18 protein-coding genes are annotated in these 21257 nt (G+C 73.2%); 8 read left to right on the top strand and 10 right to left on the bottom strand.

Annotated elements, in window-relative coordinates; genetic code table 11:
* The first annotated feature begins 3 nt into the window (after positions 1–3).
* Together ACGFIA_RS12850 and ACGFIA_RS12845 are read left to right on the top strand one after the other, a co-directional pair.
* Entirely contained in the window at positions 4–2019 is a 2016-nt protein-coding gene (locus ACGFIA_RS12850) for a biotin carboxylase N-terminal domain-containing protein (protein WP_357385406.1), read from the top strand.
* Positions 2016–3179, top strand: coding sequence for an acyl-CoA dehydrogenase (locus ACGFIA_RS12845; RefSeq protein ID WP_357468749.1), 1164 nt, complete (start codon positions 2016–2018; stop codon positions 3177–3179). The genes ACGFIA_RS12850 and ACGFIA_RS12845 overlap by 4 nt, the downstream gene beginning before the upstream one ends.
* Before the next feature lie 137 nt (positions 3180–3316).
* On the opposite strand, the gene ACGFIA_RS12840 is transcribed toward ACGFIA_RS12845, so the two are convergent.
* Complete coding sequence (locus tag ACGFIA_RS12840) at positions 3317–5095, bottom strand: alpha/beta hydrolase (protein WP_393259942.1); 1779 nt, start codon at positions 5093–5095, stop codon at positions 3317–3319.
* A 235-nt stretch (positions 5096–5330) separates the two neighbouring features.
* Between ACGFIA_RS12840 and ACGFIA_RS12835 the strand changes: the two genes are divergently transcribed.
* A complete protein-coding gene (locus ACGFIA_RS12835; RefSeq protein WP_357385400.1) occupies positions 5331–5795 on the top strand; it encodes a hypothetical protein in 465 nt (154 codons plus the stop codon).
* On the opposite strand, the gene ACGFIA_RS12830 is transcribed toward ACGFIA_RS12835, so the two are convergent.
* The 7 genes from ACGFIA_RS12830 to ACGFIA_RS12800 all read right to left on the bottom strand — a co-directional run bounded on the left by ACGFIA_RS12830 (position 5782) and on the right by ACGFIA_RS12800 (position 13487).
* Positions 5782–7248 carry a serine/threonine-protein kinase gene (locus ACGFIA_RS12830; RefSeq protein ID WP_357385398.1) on the bottom strand — a complete coding sequence of 489 codons (1467 nt, stop codon included), beginning with the start codon at positions 7246–7248 and terminating at the stop codon, positions 5782–5784. The two genes, ACGFIA_RS12835 and ACGFIA_RS12830, sit on opposite strands and share 14 nt — an antisense overlap.
* 30 nt (positions 7249–7278) lie before the next feature.
* On the bottom strand, positions 7279–7737 hold the full coding sequence (locus ACGFIA_RS12825; protein ID WP_357385396.1) for a hypothetical protein: 459 nt from the start codon (positions 7735–7737) through the stop codon (positions 7279–7281).
* 135 nt (positions 7738–7872) lie between these two features.
* Positions 7873–11454 (bottom strand): adenylate/guanylate cyclase domain-containing protein, encoded by a 3582-nt coding sequence (locus tag ACGFIA_RS12820; protein ID WP_357385394.1) that lies wholly within the window; start codon positions 11452–11454, stop codon positions 7873–7875.
* Positions 11451–12245 (bottom strand): MBL fold metallo-hydrolase, encoded by a 795-nt coding sequence (locus tag ACGFIA_RS12815; RefSeq protein ID WP_393259937.1) that lies wholly within the window; start codon positions 12243–12245, stop codon positions 11451–11453. Before ACGFIA_RS12815 ends, ACGFIA_RS12820 begins: the two co-directional genes overlap by 4 nt.
* A gap of 125 nt (positions 12246–12370) precedes the next feature.
* The gene (locus ACGFIA_RS12810) at positions 12371–12832 is read right to left on the bottom strand and encodes a RidA family protein (RefSeq protein ID WP_174535414.1); all 462 of its coding nucleotides are present in this window, start codon (positions 12830–12832) and stop codon (positions 12371–12373) included.
* 5 nt (positions 12833–12837) lie between these two features.
* On the bottom strand, positions 12838–12993 hold the full coding sequence (locus ACGFIA_RS12805; RefSeq protein WP_013289021.1) for a DUF4177 domain-containing protein: 156 nt from the start codon (positions 12991–12993) through the stop codon (positions 12838–12840).
* 62 nt (positions 12994–13055) lie between these two features.
* Positions 13056–13487: a hypothetical protein gene (locus ACGFIA_RS12800; RefSeq protein ID WP_357385580.1), complete on the bottom strand. Its 432-nt coding sequence runs from the start codon at positions 13485–13487 to the stop codon at positions 13056–13058.
* 334 nt (positions 13488–13821) lie between these two features.
* Between ACGFIA_RS12800 and ACGFIA_RS12795 the strand changes: the two genes are divergently transcribed.
* From ACGFIA_RS12795 to ACGFIA_RS12785, 3 genes are read left to right on the top strand one after another with little or no spacing between them, the layout of a single operon-like run.
* Positions 13822–14403, top strand: coding sequence for a hypothetical protein (locus ACGFIA_RS12795; RefSeq protein WP_357385391.1), 582 nt, complete (start codon positions 13822–13824; stop codon positions 14401–14403).
* Between the two features lie 49 nt (positions 14404–14452).
* A complete protein-coding gene (locus ACGFIA_RS12790) occupies positions 14453–15427 on the top strand; it encodes an ArsA-related P-loop ATPase (RefSeq protein ID WP_357468734.1) in 975 nt (324 codons plus the stop codon).
* 54 nt (positions 15428–15481) lie between these two features.
* Positions 15482–16630, top strand: coding sequence for an ArsA-related P-loop ATPase (locus ACGFIA_RS12785; RefSeq protein ID WP_357385387.1), 1149 nt, complete (start codon positions 15482–15484; stop codon positions 16628–16630).
* Between the two features lie 9 nt (positions 16631–16639).
* Here ACGFIA_RS12785 and ACGFIA_RS12780 read toward each other — a convergent pair whose 3' ends face one another.
* Positions 16640–16960, bottom strand: coding sequence for a WhiB family transcriptional regulator (locus ACGFIA_RS12780; protein ID WP_043327856.1), 321 nt, complete (start codon positions 16958–16960; stop codon positions 16640–16642).
* Positions 16961–17364: 404 nt separating this feature from the next.
* Between ACGFIA_RS12780 and ACGFIA_RS12775 the strand changes: the two genes are divergently transcribed.
* On the top strand, positions 17365–19806 hold the full coding sequence (locus ACGFIA_RS12775; protein WP_357468731.1) for a transglycosylase domain-containing protein: 2442 nt from the start codon (positions 17365–17367) through the stop codon (positions 19804–19806).
* A 76-nt stretch (positions 19807–19882) separates the two neighbouring features.
* On the opposite strand, the gene ACGFIA_RS12770 is transcribed toward ACGFIA_RS12775, so the two are convergent.
* Positions 19883–20338 (bottom strand): GatB/YqeY domain-containing protein, encoded by a 456-nt coding sequence (locus ACGFIA_RS12770; protein WP_357385383.1) that lies wholly within the window; start codon positions 20336–20338, stop codon positions 19883–19885.
* 25 nt (positions 20339–20363) lie between these two features.
* Here ACGFIA_RS12770 and ACGFIA_RS12765 point away from each other — a divergent pair, with 25 nt between their 5' ends.
* Positions 20364–21257, top strand: a complete 894-nt coding sequence (locus ACGFIA_RS12765) for a metallophosphoesterase (RefSeq protein ID WP_393259932.1) — start codon at positions 20364–20366, stop codon at positions 21255–21257.

The raw sequence follows: 21257 nt of genomic DNA, 5'->3' as shown, positions 1-21257 counted from the left end.
AAATTGATCACGAAGCTCTTGGTTGCGAACCGGGGGGAGATCGCCCGCCGGGTCTTCGCCACCTGCCGCGCCCTCGGCGTGGCCACCGTCGCCGTGCACTCCGACGCGGACGCCGACGCGCCGTTCGTGGCCGACGCCGACCAGGCCGTCCGGCTACCAGGCAACACACCGGCCGAGACGTACCTGCGCATCGACGCCATCCTGGACGCGGCCCGGCGCTCCGGCGCTGACGCCGTCCACCCCGGCTACGGCTTCCTGGCCGAGAACGCCGAGTTCGCGGCGGCGGTGACCGACGCGGGCCTGACGTGGGTCGGCCCGTCGGCGAAGGCGATCGCCGCGATGGGCGACAAGATGGCCGCCAAGGCGCTGCTCGCCGACGCGGGCGTGCCGATGCTGCCCACCTGGACCGACCCGGCCGAGGTGACCGCCTTCCCGGTGCTGGTCAAGGCCTCCGCCGGCGGCGGCGGCCGGGGCATGCGGATCGTCCGCGACGCGGCCGGGCTGGCCGAGGCCGTCGCGGGCGCGCGCCGCGAGGCGGCGGCGGCGTTCGGTGACGGCACGGTCTTCATCGAGCGGTACGTGGAACGCGGCCGGCACGTCGAGGTGCAGATCTTCGGCGACGCCCACGGCACCGTCGTGGCCCTCGGGGTACGCGACTGCTCCATCCAGCGCCGCCACCAGAAGATCGTCGAGGAGGCGCCGGGCGTGCTGCCCGACGACGTGCGGGCGGCGCTGCACGAGGCGGCGGTGGCGGCCGGGCGGGCCGTCGACTACGTCGGTGCCGGCACGGTGGAGTTCCTGCTGGCGCCGGACGGTCAGGTGTACTTCCTGGAGATGAACACCCGCCTCCAGGTGGAGCACCCGGTCACCGAGCTGACCACCGGGCTGGACCTGGTCCGGCTGCAACTGCTCGTCGCCGAGGGCGAGCCGCTGCCGGTCACCGCCACACCGCCGGCCGACGGCCACGCCATCGAGGTACGGCTGTGCGCCGAGGACCCGGCCCAGGGTTTCCGTCCGGCCACCGGCACGCTGCACCGGTTCGCGATCCCCGGGGTGGCCGCCGAGTTCGGCCCGGCCCGGGGGCTGCGCCTGGACTCGGGTGTGGTGGACGGCTCGACGGTGAGCGTGCACTACGACTCGATGCTGGCGAAGCTCGTCGCCTGGGCGCCCACCCGCACCGAGGCGGCCCGGGCGCTGGCCGGCGCACTCGCCCGCGCCGAGCTGCACGGCGTGGCCACCAACCGGGACCTGCTGGTCCGCGTGCTGCGCAGCCCGGAGTTCGCCGCCGTGGACCTGGACACCGGCTTCCTGGACCGGCACCCGGAGGTGTTCGAGCCGCTGCTCCCCGCCGAGCAGCTTCCGGTTGCGGCACTCGCGGCGGCGCTCGCCGGGGCCGCCGCGCGCCGGGCGGTCGCGCCGGTGCTGGCCGGTCTGCCCTCGGGCTGGCGCAACGTGCCGTCCTTCCCGCAGGTCACCCGCTTCACCGGCCCGGGTGACGAGGAGATCGAGGTGCACTACCGCCTCGACCGCACCGGCGCCCTCGCCGAGTGGGGAAGGAAGGGCCCCCTCTTAACGGATCCGGTAGAGGAAGGGTCCCCTGTTAACACCGAGCTGCCGGTGGTCGAGCTGGTGGCGGCCGCCCCGGACCGGGTGGTGCTCGACGTCGACGGGGTGCGGCTGGCCTTCCGCGTACACCGGGCGGGGTCGTCGGTCTTCGTGGACGGCCCGGACGGGGCGGCGAGCCTCACCGAGCTGCCCCGCCTGCCCCTGCCCACCGCGGAACTCGCGGCCGGGTCGCTGCTCGCGCCGCTGCCCGGCGCGGTGACCCGGGTGCACGTCGAGGTCGGTCAGCGGGTCGCCGCCGGTGACCTGCTGCTGACGCTGGAAGCGATGAAGCTCGAACATCCCGTGCTCGCCCCCGCCGACGGCGTGGTGACGGAGCTGCCGGTACCGGCCGGCGGCCAGGTCGAGACGGGTGCCGTACTTGCCGTGGTGGACCCCGAGGAGGACCCGCAGTGAACTTCGACCTGACCCCCGAGCAGGACCAGCTCCGCGACGCGGTGCGGGAGCTGGGCCGCAAGTACGGCCACTCCTACTTCGTGTCGAAAGCGAAGGCCGGTGAGCACACCACCGAGCTGTGGCACGAGGCCGGCCGGCTGGGCTACCTGGGCGTCAACATCCCCACCGAGTACGGCGGCGGTGGCGGCGGCATCACCGACCTGACGCTCGTCTGCGAGGAACTGGCGGCGGCGGGCTGCCCGCTGCTGCTGCTCGTGGTCTCCCCCGCCATCGCCGCCACGATCATCCACAGGCACGGCACGGAGGAGCAGCGCAAGAAGCACCTCCCCGGTCTCGCCGACGGCTCCCAGAAGATCGTCTTCGCGATCACCGAGCCGGACGCCGGTTCGAACTTCCACCGTCTCGCCACAGTGGCCCGCCGTGACGGCGACGACTGGCTGCTCAGCGGCCGGAAGATCTACATCTCCGGGGTGGACGAGGCGGGGCACGTGCTCGTGGTCGCCCGCACCGAGGACGCGTCCACCGGCAAGCTCAAGCCGGCCCTGTTCATCGTGCCGACCGACGCGCCCGGTTTCGAGAAGTCCAAGCTGGACATGGAGATCCTGTCGCCGGAGAACCAGTTCATGCTCTTCCTCGACGACGTCCGGCTCCCCGCCGACGCGCTCGTCGGCGAGTCGCTGGACGCCGGCCTCCCGGCGCTGTTCGCCGGGCTCAACCCGGAGCGCATCACGGTGGCCGCGATGGGTGCCGGCACCGGCCGGTACGCGATCGACAAGGCCAGCGACTACACGTCCACCCGCAAGGTGTGGGGCGGGAACTCGATCGGCTCCCACCAGGGCGTGTCGCACCCGCTGGCACACGCGGCCGTCCAGGTCGAGCTGGCCCGGCTGATGATCTACAAGGCGGCCACGCTCTACGACGCGGGCCGCGACCTGGAAGCCGGCATCTCGGGCAACATGGCCAAGTACGCGGCGGGCGAGGCCGCCGCACTCGCCGTCGACACCGCCGTGCAGGCGCTCGGTGGAGCCGGCATGACCACCGAGTACGGCGTGTCGACGCTGCTCGGCGCGGTACGCGCCGGACGGATCGCGCCGGTGAGCCGGGAGATGATCCTCAACTTCGTCGCCCAGCACGTCCTCGGCCAGGACAAGTCCTACTGACCCACCCGTCCGGTGAGTGGAACGTCATGGGTGCCTCCGGCCCGCTTTGACACCCATGACGTTTCTCGCCTCGTCGAGCGCCGGGTGGGCCCGGGGTACGGCGGGTGCCCGATCACCCGCCGTACCCCGGGGGTCCATCAGCGGACGGTCAGCGAGCCGACCGCCGGACGCGGCGTCGCCACCGGCGGCAGCCGCTTCGGCTCGCCCCGCCTCGGCTCGCCGGCCCGGGCCAGCTCGCTCTTCGACGCGTCCGCCCGCTCGGCCGACGCCTCCTCCTGGAACGGCTGCGCGTCACCGACGCAGAGCGTGCCCTTGGCCGGCAGCTTGCCGGTGAGCAGGTAGGCGTCGATCCGGCCGGTCGCGCACGCCGAGGTGCCGTACGCGGTGTGCCCCCAGCTGTCGCTGCTCAGCAGACGGCTGTTCGGCAGCAGCTTCGCCGAGCTGACCGCGCCCTGGTAGTTGGTCGCCGGGTCCCAGTAGTTGCCGACCACCAGCACCGGAGCGGCGGTCACCCGGTTGAACGGCCCGGTCCAGGCGTCCTCGTCCCGCACCGTCCAGGTGTTGCGGGCACAGGGCGAGGTGCCCCAGGCCCACGCCCGACCGAAGTACGGCGCACGCTTGTCCTCCTTCGCCGACAGCGCCGGCCAGGCGTCGGCGTTCTTCGGGTGGTACGCGTCGGTGCAGTCGACGGTCAGGAACGTCTCCAGCCCGTTGTCGTACGGGAAGTCGTACCCCCGCTGCTCCCGGGCCTGCGCGGCGCGGGCGGCGAGCGCCTTGCGGGCCGACGCGGTGGCGGCCTTGCCGGCGGCCGGGTCGGTCAGCGCCAGAAGCTCGACGGTGATCTCGACCACCGACTGCCAGCCGTACGGGTCGTAGAGCGAACCGAGCGTGGCCCCGACGAAGTCGGCGTAGCTGACGGTGAACGAGCCGAAGTCCGGGTCGTCGATCACCACCGGCTTCTTGCGCAGCCGCTTGGCCACCGTGTCGTACACGGCCAGCGGGTTGCCGTGGGCGGCCACCTCGCACTTATCGGCGCCGGCCTTGCCGCACCGGACGAGGATCTCGCGCAGGGCCCGGTAGGCGCCGTCGGCGCTGCGCAGCCGCGTCTCCTGGAGCTGGTTGCGGGCGCTGCCCTGGCCGACCCAGGCGTTCGGGTCGAGCACGCCGTCGACGACGAGCGCGCGGAAGCGGTCCGGGAACATGTTGGCGTAGTACTGGCCCAGCGCGGTGCCGTAGCTGAAGCCGAGGTAGCTGAGCAACTTGTCGCCGACGGCCCGGCGCAGCACGTCCATGTCGCGGGCCACCTCGGCGGTGGACGCCGCGCCGGTCAGCGGCTTGCCGGTGGTGGAGCACGCCTTGCCGACCGCCTTGGACGCGGCGACGTACGCCTTCTCCTCCGCCTTGGTCCACGGGAACGCGACGTTCAGCCCGGCGTACGCCCGGGTCTGGTCCTTCACCGAGCGGAAGCACTTGATGTTGTCGCTGGCCTCGACGCCGCGCGGGTCGACGCCGACGATGTCGAAGCGGTCGAGCAGGTCGTCGCCGAGGAAGTAGGGCGCGGCGAGCGCGATGCCGGTGCCGGAGCCACCCGGGCCGCCCGGGTTGAGGAAGAGGCTGCCGACCTTGTGCTGCTGGTCGCGGGCCTTGACCCGCAGCAGGGCGACCTCGGTGGTGGCGCCCTTCGGGTTGTCGTAGTCCAGCGGCAGCCGGACCGTGGCGCACTCGGCGTAGTCGTAGCAGGCGTACCAGTCGAGCTTCGGCGTCGGCACGCGGTCGACACGGCGTGCCTCGGCGGCGCTGGTCCTGTCGTACGCGGGCGGTTGCGGGGTCGCCGCGGCGGCGGGCGCGACGGCCGGTCCGGCGAGGAGGACGCCGGCGATCCCGGTTGCGGCCAGGGATCGGAATGTACGGGGCATGAGGCTGCCTTCCGTCGGGGAACAAGTGCGTCGAGGAGACCTCGACCCTCGTCACTCTAGGGATCGAGGGACACGCTGGTGGACCCCAAACGGGGATCGATACGACAAACGACCAAAGGATGTAACGATTTTTTCTCGATCGTCGCTACTCGCCGCTCCGAAGTGGAGCGTTGCTGACGGGAAGCCGTCTCATCCCGCCGGTTGACAGGTCGACGTGCTGGGCCATGCTTGTCGGGTGAGATCGTTCCCGAAGCCCGATGCGCGGGTGAAGGCCGTCGTCGCGTCCATGGCGACGGTGGCGGCGGTGGTGGCCCTCGCCGTGTGGCGTCCGCCCGGCATCCTGTCGGTCGTGCTGGCCCTGGCCTGCGTCCTGCTCGCCATGATCGCGGGAGTGACGATCACCGCCGCCCGCCAGCCCGGCGGCACCGGCGTGCCGGCTCCGCAGTCCGAGAGCTGGCCGGTCCCCCACGCCGGCTACGGGGTGGACGCCGACACGCTCGAGGCGATCGACCCGCGCGCGGTACGGAACCTGCGCACCCCGGCGGGTCAGCCGATCGACGCGGACACGCTGGAGACGCTGGACCCACGGGTGGTACGCGGCATGCGGACGCCGGCAGCCGTGGACGCCGACACGCTGGAGACGCTCGACCCGAGGTCGGTGCGGCAGGGCCGGACCGTGAACGGGCTCAGCGACCGGTGAGCGTGGGGCCGGCGAGCGCGTTGACGCCCCGGCCCGCCAGGCAGCGGTAGGTGCGGTCCGCCTCGGCCTCCGGCGGCAGCACCTCCAGGTTCCACCCGCTCGCCGACTTGCCGCCGCTGACCAGCCGGAACGTGTCGGCGTTGCACACCTTGCCGACGGCCGGGTCGGCCGCGACCTTCTCGTGCCGGGCACCGGTGAGCCCCGCCGGCAGGTCACCGGCGGCGTAGGTCTCCCAGGTGTGCTGGCCGTCGCACGGCACCCGGCTCGCCTCGGCGCGGTCGCGGCGCAGCCGTACCGGACCGAAGCACTCCAGCTCGTCCGCGCAGCGCGCCCCGGCGGGCAACCGCACGTCGGCGGACGCGCATCCCGGTGCCGGCGCCGCCCCGGCCACACCGCTTGTTGCCGGCGTCGGCACGGCGGCCGGCGTGTGGCCGGCGGCCACCCAGCCGCCTCCGGCCGAGGCGGCGAGCGCGAGCACCCCGGCGCCGCCGAGGAACCAGCGCCGGGGCCAGCGGCGGCCACGCGAGGCCACCGTCGGGTGGTCGTCGTCCGAGGGCGGTCGCGGGTTCGGCCCACCGCCGCTGTGGAACCGGCCGCCGTCGTACAGGCCGCCGGTCGCCGGGGCGCCGTCCAGCGGCAGCGAGGCGAGCAGGCCACGCAGCTCGACCGCCGAGGGCCGCGCGCCCGGGTCGTTCGACATGCCCAACCGGAGTACGTCGATCAGCTCGCCGGGCACGCCGGGCAGGCCCGGGATCGGCTGCTGGAACATCTCCAGCACGGTGACCAGGCTCGGGTTGCGTTCGGAGTGCCAGCGCGGCGGGCGGCCGTACATCAGCGCGTAGAGCGTGGCGCACAGCGAGTAGACGTCCACGGCGGGCGTGGGCGGGCTGTGGTTAAACGTCTCCGGCGGCGCGTACGCCGGGGTGAGCGCCTCCAGCATGACCGAGGAGTCACGGAACTCGGCGAGCACCGCCAGGCCGAAGTCGGCGAGTACGGCCGAGTTGAACTCGGAGTGCAGGATGTTCGCCGGCTTGACGTCGCGGTGCAGGACGCCCGCCGCGTGCGAGTGCGCCAGCGCGTCGGCGATCTTAACGCCGAGGTCGCGGGTCTCCGCCGGGCCCAGCGGGGAGGTGCGCATCCGCTCGGCGTACGAGCCGTCGCACAGCTCCATGATGAGGTAGGGGTGCTGGTCGACGGTGACCCCGACGTCGAACAGGTCGACCACGTGCGGGTGTGACGACATCCGCCCGGCGGCGCGGGCCTCGCGCAGGAAGCGGGCCTGGTCGCGCTCGCTGTCCAGCGTGCGGTTCTCGATCTTCACCGCGACCTCGCGGCCCACCGAGATCTGGGTGGCCCGGTAGATGGTGGCGTAGCCGCCCCGGGCGAACACCTGCAAGTCGGTCAGACCGGGCACGATGGGCAGCCGTACGGCGCCGGGCGGGGTCTCGGTCACGGCTCGAAAATACCCAACGATCCGGGCCCGTCAGCGCGCCGCGTCGGTGGCCGGCACCGGACCCGGGACGGAGTCGGGCGTGACGGCGGCCCCGCGCCGGGCGTCCCACCACAGGCCGACGGCTGTCGCGACCGCGCCCAGCCCCTCCCACGCGGCGACCGCGAAGAAGCGGTCCGGCGCGACGTCGGAGAGCACCGCGATGGTGAACACGGTGAAGGTGACCAGGCGGAACCACACGGTGAACCGGTAGAACGGCCGCCACTCGGTGGCGACGGCGAGCAGGTAGTAGACCCCCATGTTGAACGAGGCCATCGAGGACGCGGTGAGGAACGTGCCGGTGTAGTCACCCGGAGCGCGCTCGGCCGGCACCTCGAAGCCGAGCAGGCGCAGCTGCGTCTCCGGCCAGATCAGACCGAGCGCGCCGAGCAGCAGCGCGAGGAGTCCGAAGACGGCGATCGTCCAGCCGGCGCCCGAGCGCGGCAGCCTCATCGTTCCTCCCCAGCGTGTCCTGCCGGTGACACGTACGCGCACCGGGAGGCGACAGTCGATCCACGACTGTCGCCGACCCACGCTAACCGGCCACCGGGCCGAACACATCCCCGGAACCGTCAGAACAAGCGGCGATCAGCCGCCGGAGAGGCGCACCCGCAACGCGTCCGCGACCATCCGCTCACTGCGCTGCTCGGTGGCGTACGCGAGGCGTACCGCCTCCTCCGCGCTCGTCAGCGCCTCGGCCCGGCGACCGCAGGCGTCGAGCGCCTCGGCCAGCACCAGCCGCGCCACCACCTGACTGCGCACGTCCTCGGCGGGCGCGGTGATCGACCGCTGGGCCCAGTCGAGCGCCTGCTCGCGCTGGCCGTGGGCGAGCAGCGCGGCGGCGTACCGGGCCATCGTCTGCCGCCGGGAGAACAGCAGCGAGGGCGCGTTCGCCGCACCGGTGGCGACCGGGGCGAGCAGCCCCACGGCGGTGCCCGGATCACCCGCCGCGAGCCGGGCCATGGCGAGCAGCACGCGCGGCGCGACCTGGGCCGGCGCCTGCGGGTTGTGCGGCTCCACCCGGGTCAGCACCGACCGGGCCTCCCGCTCGGCGGTCTCGTGGTCGCCCATGTCCAGCGCCACGAAGCCGCGCAGCGTGCCGGCCATGCCGGTGAGCAGCGGGTGGGTGGTCCGGTCGGCGTATTCGAGCGCGTCGGTGAGCAGGTCGCCGGCGTGCTCCGGCTCGCCCAGCCCGCGCGCCACCACCCCACGCACCACCAGCGCGAAGCCCTGCCCCCAGTCGTCGCCGACCTCGGCGAAGTCCCGGTACGCGCGGCGCGCGGCCCGGTCCGCCTCGGCCAGGTCGCCCAGCTCGGCGGTGGCGTACGCCTCGACCGCGCGCAACGTACCCACCGCCCACGCCTCGCCGACGCGCTCCCCGAACGGCAGGAACACCCGCGCCATCCGGCACGCCTCCCGCAGCCGGCCCGCGAGCAGCCGGGCGAACGCCGTGGTGCCGCGCAGCCAGGCCCGCCCGTACGGGTCCTTCAGCTCGGCGAACAGCCGGGCGGCCCGGCCGAGTACCGCGTCCGTGCCGGCGAAGTCGCCACGGGTGGTGGTCACCCAGGCCAGGTTCTGCAACGACCACGCCTGGCCGCGGGGATCCCGCGCGGCGAGACTGACCTGATAGGACGCGGCCAGCCGGCTGCTGGCCTGCCCGAGCCGGCCGGCGATGAAGTCGGCCATGCCGAGCCGCCGCATCGCCGACGCCCGCAGGGTGGGCAGGCCGGCCTCGGTGGCCACCTGCAACGCCTCCTGCCAGTTGCACTCGGCCCGCTCGGCGTCACCGAGGGTCTGCTGGGCCTGCCCGGCGAGCAGCAGCGCGGCGGTCCGGGTGGCCGGGTCGGCGGTGTTCGCGGCGATCTTCTCGGCGAACGCGAGCGCGTCGGCCGGGCGGCCGATCTGGAGCAGTGCCCGGGCGTGCGTCACCCGGTCGGCCGCCGGCACCCCGTCGCGGGCCAGCTCGGCGGCGCGCTCGGCGTACTCGACGGCCAGCGCCGGCTCCCCCGACCGCAGCGACCGGCGGGCGGCCCGGCCCAGCGCGGCCACGCCCAGCGGGGTGACCGCCCGGGCCGGTGCGTCCGGGCGCAGCTTGACCGCGTCGGCGAGGACTGTGGCCCGCTCCACGTGCTCGGCGACGAAGTCGTCCCGGGCGGCCTCGGTGAAGGTGCCACCCGGAGCGGCACCGGTCCCGTCGACGCTCTCCGGCGCGGCCCAGCGGGCCAGCGCCGCGTGCCGCTCGGCCAGTTCGGCCTTGCTCACCCCGGCGTACGCGGCCTCGCGCATCAGCGGGGTGGCGAAGGCGAACCCGCTGCGGGTGCGGTGCAGCATGCGCCGTTGCAGCAGCTCCTCCACCGCCCGGTCCTCCTCGACGGCGGCCACCGCGGCGGGCCGCCCGTCGCGTCCGACCCGCTGCTCTCGCAGCGCCTCCAGCGCGCCCGCCGGTACGGTGTCGCCCACCACCGCGGCGTCGCGCAGTGCCGAGCGGGCGTTCGGCGGCAGCGCGTCGATACGCGCCGCGAGCACTGCGGCCAGGTCCCGGGAGAGCAGCCGGCTGCCGAGCGAACCGGGTGCGAGCCGCCAGCCGACATCGACGCCCCGGCCGGGCCCGGCGGTGAGCGCTCCGCGCTCCATCAGCAACGTGACCAGCTCGGCCAGGTAGAACGGATTGCCCTGCGCGGTGGCGAGCAGCCGGTCCGTGTCGGCCTGGGGCATGCGGCCACCGGACAGGTAGCTGGTGAGCAGCCGGGAGGCGTCCGCGCCGCGCAGCGGCGGCAGCGCGTGCACCTCGGCGTCCGCGACGCGGGTGAGCGCGCCGGCGGTGCGTACCAGCTCGGGGCGGCCGAGCAGCAGCACCAGCACCGGCCCGCTGAGCCGGTTGAGGGTCAGCGCCAGCGCCTTGAGCGTCTCGGCGGTGGCGTCGTGCAGGTCGTCCACCACGATCACCAGCGGCGCCTCACCGGCGAGCGCGCTGAGCAGGTCCGCGACAGCGGTCGGCACCGCCTCGTCGTCGGGTGGCGGCCCGGCCGCGTTCCACTCGCCGTTCTCCGTGGCGGGCGGGAGTTCGGCGTACCCGAGCAGGGCCAGGAGCTGGTCCACGGCGATCGGCGGCGGGTCGCCGGGCAGCCGGGACAGGCGCTGGCCGAGGCGGCGCAGCCGCTCCTCGACGGCCGCCCGCGTCACCGCCGTGGCCGCGTCACCTGGCAGGCCGACGGCGGCCCGGACCAGGTCGGCCAGCGGCGCCAGCCGGCGGCGTTCGCCGAACGCCGCGCAGCGCACCGACAGCACCCGGGCGCCGGTGTGCGCCGCGTACCGCCCGGCGCCGACGTCGTAGCCGGCGGCGAGGCGTTCCACCTCGGCAGCGAACCGGGACTTGCCGATCCCGGCCTCGGCGGTCATCAGCAGCACCCGGGGCTCGCCCCGGTCGATCACCTCGGCGAGCCGGCCGGCAACCCGGCCGATCTCGGTCTCCCGGCCCACGAACGGCGCCTCGTCGCCGAGGCCGGACCGGGTGCCGGGCGCGTCGAGCAGGCCCAGCAGCTCGTACGCCTCGACCGGCTCCCGCTTGCCCTTGAGCCGCAGCGGGCGCAGCGCCCGCCAGGACGCGACATGCCGGGTGGCGGCGGAGGTACGCGCCCCGGCGTAGACCGCGCCGACGGCGGCGGCGTCGGCCAGCCGGGCGGCGGTGTTCACCGTGTCGCCGATGACCGTGTACTCGATCGCCGCCTGGATGCCCGCGATCACGTCCCCGGTGTTGAGGCCGACACGCAGGCCCAGCGGTGCGCCGCCGCCGCGCTCGTCGTCGAGCACCCGCCGCACCGCGCGCTGCATGGACAGCGCGGCGCGGACCGCCCGCTCGGCGTCGTCCTCGTGCGCGACCGGGGCGCCGAAGACCGCCATGATCCCGTCGCCGGTCAGCTTGTCGACGTGCCCGCCGAACGTCTTCACCGCACCCGCGAGGGCGGCGAGCACCCGGTCGGTGACCGCGCCGACCCGTTCCGGGTCCAGGTCCTCCGACCAGGAGGTGAAGTCGGACAGGTCGCCGAAGAGCACTGTCACCACACGGCGCTCGGCGGCGGGCAGTGTGGCGGCGGCAGGCAGCGCCGCCCCGCAGTTGTGGCAGAACCGCGCCCCGGGCACGGCAACGGTTCCGCACACCGGGCAGGTCACGGCTGCTCCACTCCGAGGTGTTCGAGCTGGGCCCGGACCGACCACTCGGCGGCCCACCACAGCGACCTGTCGACGTCGGCGTAGACCACCGCCACCACCTCGGCCGCGGTGGTGGCGCCCGCGGCGACGGCGGCGCGCACCTGGTCCAGCCGGGCCCGCCGGTGGGCCAGGTAGAAGTCGGCCGCCACCCCGCAGTCGGCGAGCGCCGGGCCGTGGCCCGGCAGCGCCGGGATCTCCCGGTACGCGGAGAGCAGTTCAAGGCTCGACAGGTAGTCGCCGAGGTGCCCGTCCGGGTGGGCGACCACTGTGGTGCCACGGCCGAGGATGGTGTCACCGGTCAGCACGACGCGGTCGCCGTCGTGCGCGGCGAGCAGGCAGACCGAGTCGGCGGTGTGCCCGGGGGTGGGCAGCAGCCGCAGGTCCAGCCCCAGGTCGAGGGTGGTGTCGGCGGTGAGCGGCTCGCCTCCGGCGGTGTGCGCCGGGTCGGCGGCGAGCACCGGCACGCCGTCGAGCAGTTCGCGCAGCCGGGGCGCGCCCTCGGTGTGGTCCGCGTGCCCGTGCGTGATCAGCACGAGCCCGATCGGCCCCTGCGCCGCGATCGCGGCCAGATGACCCTCGTCGGCCGGCCCGGGGTCGACCACGACGGCCGGCGCGTCCGGCCCGGCCCGCAGGACCCACGTGTTCGTCCCGTCGAGCGTCATCGGCCCCGGGTTCGGCGCACGCAGCAACGTCACCCACGCCGGCAGCTCCTCCGCGAGCGCTCCCGCGGCCCCGGCCATCCGCCCACCCATGGCTGCGATCGTACGACTCCGCCCGCCGCTCCCCGCGATCTTGCGGTACCGGCCCGAGCTTTGTCCCCGTCTGGGGCTTCTGCCGGGGCGGCAACCGCAAGATCGCGGGCGGGGGAACGGCCGGGTCACGCGACCTCGACGATGACCTCTACCTCTACCGGGGCGTCGAGGGGCAGCTCGGCCACGCCCACGGCGCTGCGGGCGTGGCGCCCGGCCTCGCCGAACACGGCGCCGAACAGGTCGGAGGCGCCGTTGATCACGCCGGGCTGTCCGGTGAAGCCCGGTGCGCTGGCCACGAAGCCGGTCAGCTTCACGACCTTCACCACGTTCTCCAGCCCGACCAGTGCGTCGATCGCGGCGAGCGCGTTGAGCGCGCACCGCTGCGCCAGGTCCTTCGCCTGCTCGGCCGAGACGCCGTTGCCGACCTTCCCGGTGGCGAGCAGCTTGCCCTCGGCCATCGGCAACTGGCCGGAGACGTAGACGTGCTGCCCGGACTGGACGGCCGGCACGTAGCTGGCCACCGGCGGCACCACCTCGGGCAGTTCGAGGCCGAGTTCGGCGAGCTTCGCGTGGGGTCCGTTGCTCATCCGGGTCAGCCCTTCGGACGCTTCAGGTACGCGACGAGCTGCTCCGGGTTCGGGCCGGGGACCACGGAGACCAGTTCCCAGCCGTCCTCGCCCCAGTTGTCGAGGATCTGCTTGGTCGCGTGGACCAGCAGCGGCACCGTGGCGTATTCCCACTTCTGCATCGGAGGAGGGCTCCCTTGCCTGACTTGGACTTCGGTCAGGCACAGCCTACGGTCCGCCGCCGTCACCAGGACGCGGGACGCGGCTCCGGCGGCAGTGGCGGCTCGCCGCACGGGCCCTCGTGCTCGAAGGGCTGCGGACACCGGCTGCGGTCGGGCAGCAGCAGGTCGCAGAAGACCCGGTGCCTGTTGTTCTGGTCGTCGGCGGTGGAGACGGTGGTCTCGCCCGCGTCCAGCTCCACGAGGAAGCCGAGCGAGGTCGCCACGGTGCCGGCGAGCGCGGTGGCCGCCGCCAGGTCGGATACCCGGACCGGCAGGTGGATGACGTAGCCGGGCTCGTCCTCGTCCCGCCCCTTCCCGCCGGGGCGGGGAAGCGTCCGGACCACCTCGGCGGGAAGGCCGTAGGACCGCTCGTTGAACGGCAGCTCCGCCTCCCCCGGCCGCCCGGCCCAGTCGCCCGGAAACTGGGCTCGGGGACTGTTCTCCGCGTCGCGCATCCGTCGCCTCCGGGCGTCGTACCTGTTCACCAAAACCGCCATTCGGCTCGGAACCGTCCCCGGTCCGGCTCTCCGCGTCTGGACGAACGTAGAGCCTCCACCAACTCCCGGCAACGGGACGCGCACGCCTGGTCACGTCGAGTCACATTTACGACACAAGGCTGGTCGGGAAGGCGATAGCCGGTTTCCGTCCGATGGGGCGTGTACGCGGGGCTGGCAAGCGCCTCGCCGACCGTTACCCTTCCGGCTGGACGCGCGCCGACGCGCGCCCGCACACCTCGACCCGTGCCCGTCGCCTGGGGCGGCGACGGGAGCCGCAACCCGGGGGAGACAGATGACCCAACCACCCGCCGGTGGCGACGCCGGCACGCCCGGCGACCCGAATCCGCAACCGCCGCCTCCCGGCGGCGCGCCGCCGGGATCCCCTCCCACAGCCGGTCCGCCGGCGTACCCGTCCGGCGGCACGCAGCCGCGCAAGCGACCGGCCGCGCTGATCGCTTCGCTGGTGCTGGCCGCCGCCGTCCTGCTCTGCGGCGGTGGGGGCACTGCCGCGTTCCTCGCGCTGCGCGACAGCGAGGACGGCCAGGGCGCGAAGGAGCCGCAGGTCGCGGTGGACGGCTTCCTCAAGGCCGTCTACCAGGAGCGCGACGCCGAGAAGGCGGCCGCGTTCGTCTGCTCGGCGGCCCGCGACGACGAGAGGATCGCCACCAAGGTCGCCGAGGTGCGGGAGTACGTCGCGCAGTACCAGAACCCCCGGTTCCGCTGGGCCACCCCGACAGTCGACAACCAGACCGGCGACCGGGCCACCGTCTCCGCCCGGGTGACCATGACCACCGCCGACGAGAAGGTCGCCGAGCAGGCGCTGCGCTTCACCGTGGTGCGGAAGACGGGTTGGTGGGTCTGCGAGGTCGGCTGATCCCACCGGCCGGACAGAGCTGGTCCCAACGGCTGGTTAGGCTCGACGGGTGGCAGCTAGTGAGCAGCCGGCCGAGTCCGCCGGCAGATGGCCGGCCCGCCTGCACGTGGTGACCGGCAAGGGCGGCACGGGTAAGACGAGCGTGGCCGCCGCGCTGGCCCTCGGCCTGGCCGCCGGGGGCCGGCGCACCCTGCTCGTCGAGGTGGAGGGCCGGCAGGGCATCGCCCAGTTGTTCGGCACCGACCCGCTGCCGTACGAGGAACGGCACCTCGCCGACGCGCCAGGCGGCGGTGAGGTGCGGGCGCTGGCGGTCGACGCCGAGGAGGCGCTCCTCGAATACCTGGACATGTTCTACAAGCTCGGCGCCGCCGGCCGGGCGCTGCGCAAGCTCGGCGCGATCGACTTCGCCACCACCATCGCGCCGGGCCTGCGCGACGTGCTGCTCACCGGCAAGGTCAAGGAGGCGACCACCCGGACCAGCGGGTCGCGCCGGACGTACGACGCGGTGGTGCTGGACGCGCCGCCGACCGGGCGGATCGGCCGCTTCCTCAACGTGACGGCGGAGACCGCCCGGCTGGCCAAGGTCGGCCCGATCAAGACCCAGAGCGACGGTGTCTCCGCGCTGCTCCGGTCGCCGATGACCGCCGTGCACGTGGTCACGCTGCTGGAGGAGATGCCGGTCCAGGAGACGCTCGACGCGGTGGCGGAGCTGACCCAGCTCGGTTTCCCGGTCGGCCGGGTGATCGTCAACGGCGTCCGCCCGCCGGTGCCGGCCGGGCGGGCGGTGACGGCGGCCGAGCTGAAGCGCGGGCTGGCCGCCGCCGGCCTGCCGACCGACGGCCCGACCGTGGCCGGGCTCGTCGAGGAGGCTCGTGACCAGCAGGTACGCCGTGAGCTGGAGGACTCGCTCCGCGGTGACCTGGTGGATCTCGGCCTGCCCCTGGTCGAGTTGCCGCTGCTGCCCGACGGGGTCGACCGGGCCGGGCTGGAGACGCTCGCCGAGGCCCTCGTCCGGGCGGATTGACTCACACCTGCGGCCGGCACGGAGCAGAGTGCCCCTCGGGACCGATACGCTCGATTGGTGCCTTCCGAAGACGCGGCGCCTCCGCTCGACGTCGACCAGATCCTCGCCGACGACGGCGTACGGATCGTGGTCTGCTGCGGGGCGGGCGGAGTGGGCAAGACGACCACCGCCGCGGCGCTGGCGTTGCGGGCCGCCGAGCGGCACGGCCGGCGGACGGTGGTGCTCACCATCGACCCGGCCCGCCGGCTGGCGCAGTCGCTCGGCCTGACCGAGCTGGACAACACACCCCGCCAGGTCAAGGGCATCGACGTCGAGGCCAGCGGCGGCGAACTGCACGCCATGATGCTGGACATGAAGCGCACGTTCGACGACGTGGTGCTTCAGCACACCGACCCGGCGAAGGCGGCGGAGATCTTCGCCAACCCCTTCTACCAGGCCATGAGCTCCACCTTCGCCGGCACGCAGGAATACATGGCGATGGAGAAGCTGGGCCAGTTGCACGCCCGGGGCGAGTGGGACCTGATCGTGGTGGACACGCCGCCGTCGCGGTCCGCGCTCGACTTCCTTGACGCGCCGGCCCGGCTCTCCCGGTTCCTCGACGGCCGGATGCTGCGGCTGCTGCTGGCCCCCGCGCGCAGCGGCGGGCGGAGCATGTTCAGCCTGGTCACGGCGAGCTTCGGGATGTTCTCCAAGGTGGTGCAGAAGGTGATCGGCGCCCAGCTGCTCACCGACCTGTCCGGCTTCGTGGCCGCCCTCGACTCGATGTTCGGCGGGTTCCGGCAGCGCGCCGAACAGACGTACCGGATCCTGCAGGCCCGGGAGACGGCGTTCCTGCTGGTCGCGGCGCCGGAGCCGGACGCGGTCCGGGAGGCCGCCTACTTCGCCGGCCGCCTGCGCGAAGAGCGGATGCCGCTGGCCGGGCTGGTGCTCAACCGGGTGCACCGGCCGGCGGCGGACCTGTCCGCGGCGGAGAGCCTGGCCGCCGCGGAGCGGCTGGCCGGCATGGGCGGGCACGAGGGCGCCGCCGAGGTGTTGCGCGCGCACGCCGCGCTGGCCCAGCAGGCGGTACGCGAGGAGCGGGTGGCGGCCCGGTTCACCGAGGCGTTCCCGGCGGTGCCGGCGGTGTCGGTGACCGCGCAGCCCGCCGACGTGCACGACGTCGACGGGCTGCGGACGATCGGCGAGGCGATCAGCCGGAGCTGACCGGGCCGGTCAGGTGGCCGTGGTGACCAGGACCTTGTCCTTGCCGGCCTTCTCCTTGGCGTTCTTCTTCATGGCCGCCTCGAACATCTTGCGCCAGCTGGTCACCTGCGGGTGACGGCGCAGCAACGCCCGGCGCTCGCGCTCGGTCATGCCACCCCACACGCCGAACTCGATCCGGTTGTCGAGCGCGTCGGCCAGGCACTCGTACCGAACTGGGCAGCTCCGGCAGATCCTCTTCGCCACGTTCTGTTCGGCGCCCTGTACGAACAACGCGTCCGGGTCTCCGTTCTGACACGCCGCCAGTGACGGCCAGTCAGTGATCATGCCCATCTGTACACGTCCCCCCTTGCAGTACCTACCGACTTCGCGCGAGCAGCCCCTCGTGCATCCCCCCGGTCGTTCGCGCCGGCCTCCCCAGGGAGGCACGAACGACACATGGCTGCGGTCGCCGCCACCATCATGCTGTGTAGTCGCCCGATTACGCAACGTTGTCGGCGAAATCCATCATTCCGGACACTCCCGGCTTCCCGGGCTTTCGCCCCGCGACTACCCGGCCCGACTACGTGAAAACGCTGCGCCGCTCCCGGAGTTCGGCGAGACTTCCGCCGGATCTCACGCAACCTCGGACCAGGGCTCGTGCGTTTAGCACAACGAGGCCGGCGCGTGCAGGAAATGGGGAAAGTTCCCCGCGCGCCCGCCGTTCCCTGCTCGCGTACCCTGTCGAGGTGACCTGGATGCGGAAACGTGACCACAACGTGCTGACCAACGCCGCATCGCTGCTGATCTGCGGCCTACTGGCCGGAGTGGTGGTCGCCGCGGCGGCCTTCCCCGTGGCGGCGATGTCCGGACTGGCCGCCAAGGCGGGTGCGGAGACGTTCGAGGCGCTGCCCAAGGAGCTGACAGTCGCCCGCGCCCCGCAGATCACCAAGCTGCTCGCGTCCGACGGCAAGACCGTGCTGGCCACGATGTACGACGAGAACCGCAAGGACGTCAAGTTCGAGGACATCTCGCCGTACATGAGGCAGGCCATCATCGCGGCCGAGGACCACGACTTCTACAAGCACAACGGCGTGGACATCAACGGTGTGGCGCGCGCCTTCGTCAACAACCAGGCCGCCGGCTCCTCCCGGCAGGGCGCGTCAACGCTCACCATGCAGTACGTCCGGCTGGCCATCTCCTACTCGGCCACCCACCCGGCCGACGTCGTCGCCGCGACCGAGGACACCAGCGGCCGCAAGCTGCGCGAGATGAGCCTGGCGCTCCAGGTCGACAAGGAACTCTCCAAGGACGAGATCCTCCGGCGCTACCTGAACATCGCCGCGTTCGGCAACGGCGCGTACGGCATCTGGGCGGCCAGCCAGGTCTACTTCAACAAGCCGCCGAGCAAGCTCGACATCCAGGAGTCGGCGATGCTCGCCGGCATGGTGAAGGCCCCCACCTCGTTCGACCCGACCACCAAGTCGGGCTACCCGGAGGCGGCCGGCCGGCGCGACTACGTCATCCAGAACATGGTGCAGATCGGCGCGATCACCCAGCAGGAGGCCGACGCCGCCAAGAAGATCAAGCTCGTGGTCAAGGGCAAGCGCACCCCGAACGGCTGCACCCAGACCACCACCCGCTCGTGGGGCTTCTTCTGCGACTACCTCTACCGCTGGTGGCTCCAGCAGGAGACGTTCGGCGCCACCTCGTACGACCGTGAGCGGCGGCTCAAGAGCGGCGGCTACACCATCATCTCCACGCTGGACGTCCAGGCCCAGAAGGGCGCCGACAAGGCAGTCCGCAACAAGCTCGGCGAGAGCAGCAAGGCGGCCCGCATGGTGGCCGCCATCGAGCCGGGCACCGGCCGGGTCCGCGCCGTGGCGGTGAACCGGAACTTCAAGCTCGACGACCCGGCCGACCCGCAGAACAAGATCTCCAGCGACCCGAAGAAGGCCAAGAAGAAGATCCGGGGTAACTACCCCAACACGGTGAACCCGCTGGTCACTGGTGGTCCCGGCATCGCCGGCTACCAGGCCGGCTCGACCTTCAAGATCTTCACGCTGGTGGCGGCGCTGGAGAAGGGCTACCCGCTCAGCTACCCCATCAACGCGGGGCCGGTCTTCAAGTCCGACTACCCGGTCGAGTTCAACTCGCCCGCCGCCTGCCCGGGCACCAACAAGTACTGCCCGAAGAACGCCAACCCCGCGATGGCCGGCATGCACAACATGTGGAGCGGCTTCGGCTTCTCGGTCAACACGTTCTTCATCGACCTGCAGCAGCGGGTCGGCGCGGAGAACGTGGTGAAGGCGGCACAGAAGCTCGGCATCTCGTTCCGCTCGTCGAGCGACGCGCAGCTCGCCGCCAACCCGCACCAGTGGGGCGCGTTCAGCCTCGGCGTCTCCCAGACCACGCCGCTGGAGCTGGCGAACGCGTACGCCACGCTGGCCGCCGACGGCAAGTACTGCGAGCCGATCCCGGTGCAGGAGATCCGTGGCCCGGACGGCGACAAGCTGGACGTCGCCAACCCGCGCTGCGAGCAGCGGATCAGCACCGAGGTGGCCCGCGCCGCCGTGGACGCCGCCCGCTGCCCGGTCGGTGACCGCTCCTCCACCACCAAGTGCGGCACCCCCACCGCCGGCAACGTCCGTGGCATCGTCGACGCTCCGGTGGCCGGCAAGTCCGGCACCACCGACTCGGAGAAGACCTCGGCGCTGGTCGCGATGACCAAGCAGTACGCGGTGGCCGGCATCATGGCCGACCCGGACTGGCCGCAGACCACCCAGAAGATGGGTCACGACGTGCCCACCGGCATCAACCCGGCGGTCTACCAGACGCTGCGCGACGCCATGAGGGGCAAGGAGCGGAAGAACTTCACGCCGCCCAGCGGCAAGATCGTCCTGGGCGACCAGCGCTCCATCCCGGGTGTGAAGTGCGAGTCCATCGAGACCGCGAAGTCCCGGCTGAAGGGCGCCGGCTTCGAGCCGGTGGTCTCCAGCAACAAGGTGGCGTCGGAGTGCCCGGCCGGCACCGCGGCCGGCACCAGCCCGGACGGGCGCACCATCAAGGGCGGCGTGGTGATGATCGAGGTCAGCTCCGGCAAGGGCACCACCCCGGAGCAGGGCGGCGGCGCGACGCCGGACCGGCCGGGTGGCCCGGGCGGACCAGGTAACGGCCGACCGGGACGACCCGGGAACTGATTCCAGACAGCAGACAGCGACGGCCACCTCCTACGGGAGGTGGCCGTCGTCCTTTCCGCACTACGGGAGCGCCGGCTCAGAGGCCGAGCTGGCGGCGTACCTCGGCGGCCACCCGGCCACCCTCGGCCCGGCCGGCCACCGCGGCCTGGGCGGCCTTCATGGCCGGGCCCATCTGCGCCTTGCCGGTGAAGCCACCCGCGGCGAGCGCCCCCGAGACCAGCTCGGCCAGCTCCTCGTCGGGGAGCTGCCTGGGCAGGTAGCGCTCCAGCACCTCACCCTCGGCGGTCTCCTTGCCGGCCTGCTCGGCGCGCCCGGCGTCGGCGAACGCCACCGCCGCCTCCCGGCGCTTCTTCGCCTCCTTGGTCAGCACGGCGAGCACCTCGTCGTCGCTGAGCTCGCGCTTTTCCCGGCCGGCGACCTCGGCGTTGCCCACGGCGGCCAGGGCCATCCGCAGCGTGGAGGTGGTCAGCTCGTCGCGCGCCTTGAGAGCGGCGCGCATGTCGGCGGTGAGACGGTCCTTCAGCGTGCTCATGGACGGTGAAACTACCCTGAACGCCATGCGAAAGCGCACACTATTCCGGCTCGCGGCCGGAACCGTCGCCGCCGGTGCGGCCACCCTGGCGTACGCGTCGCTCATCGAGCGCAACATGTTCACCCTCCGCCGGTACGACGTACCGGTCCTCCCGACCGACGCCGAACCGCTGCGGGTACTGCACCTGTCCGACCTGCACATGACGCCCGACCAGCGACGCAAGCAGGACTGGGTGGCCTCGCTGGCCGCGCTCGACCCCGACCTGGTGGTGGTCACCGGCGACAACATGGCGCACCCGGAGTCCGTGCCGGGCGTGCTGCGCGCCCTGCAACCGCTGCTCGACCTGCCCGGCGCGTTCGTCTTCGGCTCCAACGACTACACCGGGCCGGTCTTCAAGAACCCCTTCACCTACTTCCTGCCCGACCGGGAGTACACCGAGGGCGTGCCGCTGCCGTACGAGGAGCTGCGCGACATCCTCACCGGCGCGGGCTGGGCCGACCTGAACAACGCCCGCACCACGCTCAAGGCCGGCGGGCGGGAGATCGAACTCGTCGGCGTCGACGATCCGCACATCGAACGGGACGACTACGACGCCGTGGCCGGCCCGGTCAGCGGCGACGCGGCGCTGTCGATCGCGGTGTCCCACTCCCCCGAGCCCGTGGTGCTGGACCGGATGGCGGCCGACGGCTTCGGCCTGCTGCTCGCCGGACACACCCACGGCGGCCAGGTCTGCGTGCCCGGGTACGGCGCCCTGGTGACCAACTGCGGGCTGCCCCGCTCGATGGCGCGCGGACTGCACCGCTGGCCCGGCTCGGACTCCTGGCTGCACGTCTCCGCCGGCCTCGGCACCCACCCCACCGCCCCGGTTCGCTTCGCCTGCCCCCCGGAGGCCAGCATCCTGACGCTGATCCCCCGCTGA

It is taken from the genome of Micromonospora sp. NPDC049203 (assembly GCF_043197215.1).
Taxonomy (GTDB): domain Bacteria; phylum Actinomycetota; class Actinomycetes; order Mycobacteriales; family Micromonosporaceae; genus Micromonospora.
Note: the sequence above shows the minus strand (reverse complement) of the source record. Positions and strands in the feature narration are given on the sequence as shown.

Excerpts from the sequence above, each read along its gene's own strand:
- ACGFIA_RS12840 (WP_393259942.1), bottom strand. The coding sequence starts at position 5,095 with ATGCCCCGTACATTCCGATCCCTGGCCGCAACCGGGATCGCCGGCGTC.
- ACGFIA_RS12825 (WP_357385396.1), bottom strand. The coding sequence starts at position 7,737 with ATGAGGCTGCCGCGCTCGGGCGCCGGCTGGACGATCGCCGTCTTCGGA.
- ACGFIA_RS12815 (WP_393259937.1), bottom strand. The coding sequence starts at position 12,245 with ATGGGTGGGCGGATGGCCGGGGCCGCGGGAGCGCTCGCGGAGGAGCTG.
- ACGFIA_RS12810 (WP_174535414.1), bottom strand. The coding sequence starts at position 12,832 with ATGAGCAACGGACCCCACGCGAAGCTCGCCGAACTCGGCCTCGAACTG.
- ACGFIA_RS12805 (WP_013289021.1), bottom strand. The coding sequence starts at position 12,993 with ATGCAGAAGTGGGAATACGCCACGGTGCCGCTGCTGGTCCACGCGACC.
- ACGFIA_RS12800 (WP_357385580.1), bottom strand. The coding sequence starts at position 13,487 with ATGCGCGACGCGGAGAACAGTCCCCGAGCCCAGTTTCCGGGCGACTGG.
- ACGFIA_RS12795 (WP_357385391.1), top strand. The coding sequence starts at position 13,822 with ATGACCCAACCACCCGCCGGTGGCGACGCCGGCACGCCCGGCGACCCG.
- ACGFIA_RS12780 (WP_043327856.1), bottom strand. The coding sequence starts at position 16,960 with ATGGGCATGATCACTGACTGGCCGTCACTGGCGGCGTGTCAGAACGGA.
- ACGFIA_RS12775 (WP_357468731.1), top strand. The coding sequence starts at position 17,365 with ATGCGGAAACGTGACCACAACGTGCTGACCAACGCCGCATCGCTGCTG.
- ACGFIA_RS12770 (WP_357385383.1), bottom strand. The coding sequence starts at position 20,338 with ATGAGCACGCTGAAGGACCGTCTCACCGCCGACATGCGCGCCGCTCTC.
- ACGFIA_RS12765 (WP_393259932.1), top strand. The coding sequence starts at position 20,364 with ATGCGAAAGCGCACACTATTCCGGCTCGCGGCCGGAACCGTCGCCGCC.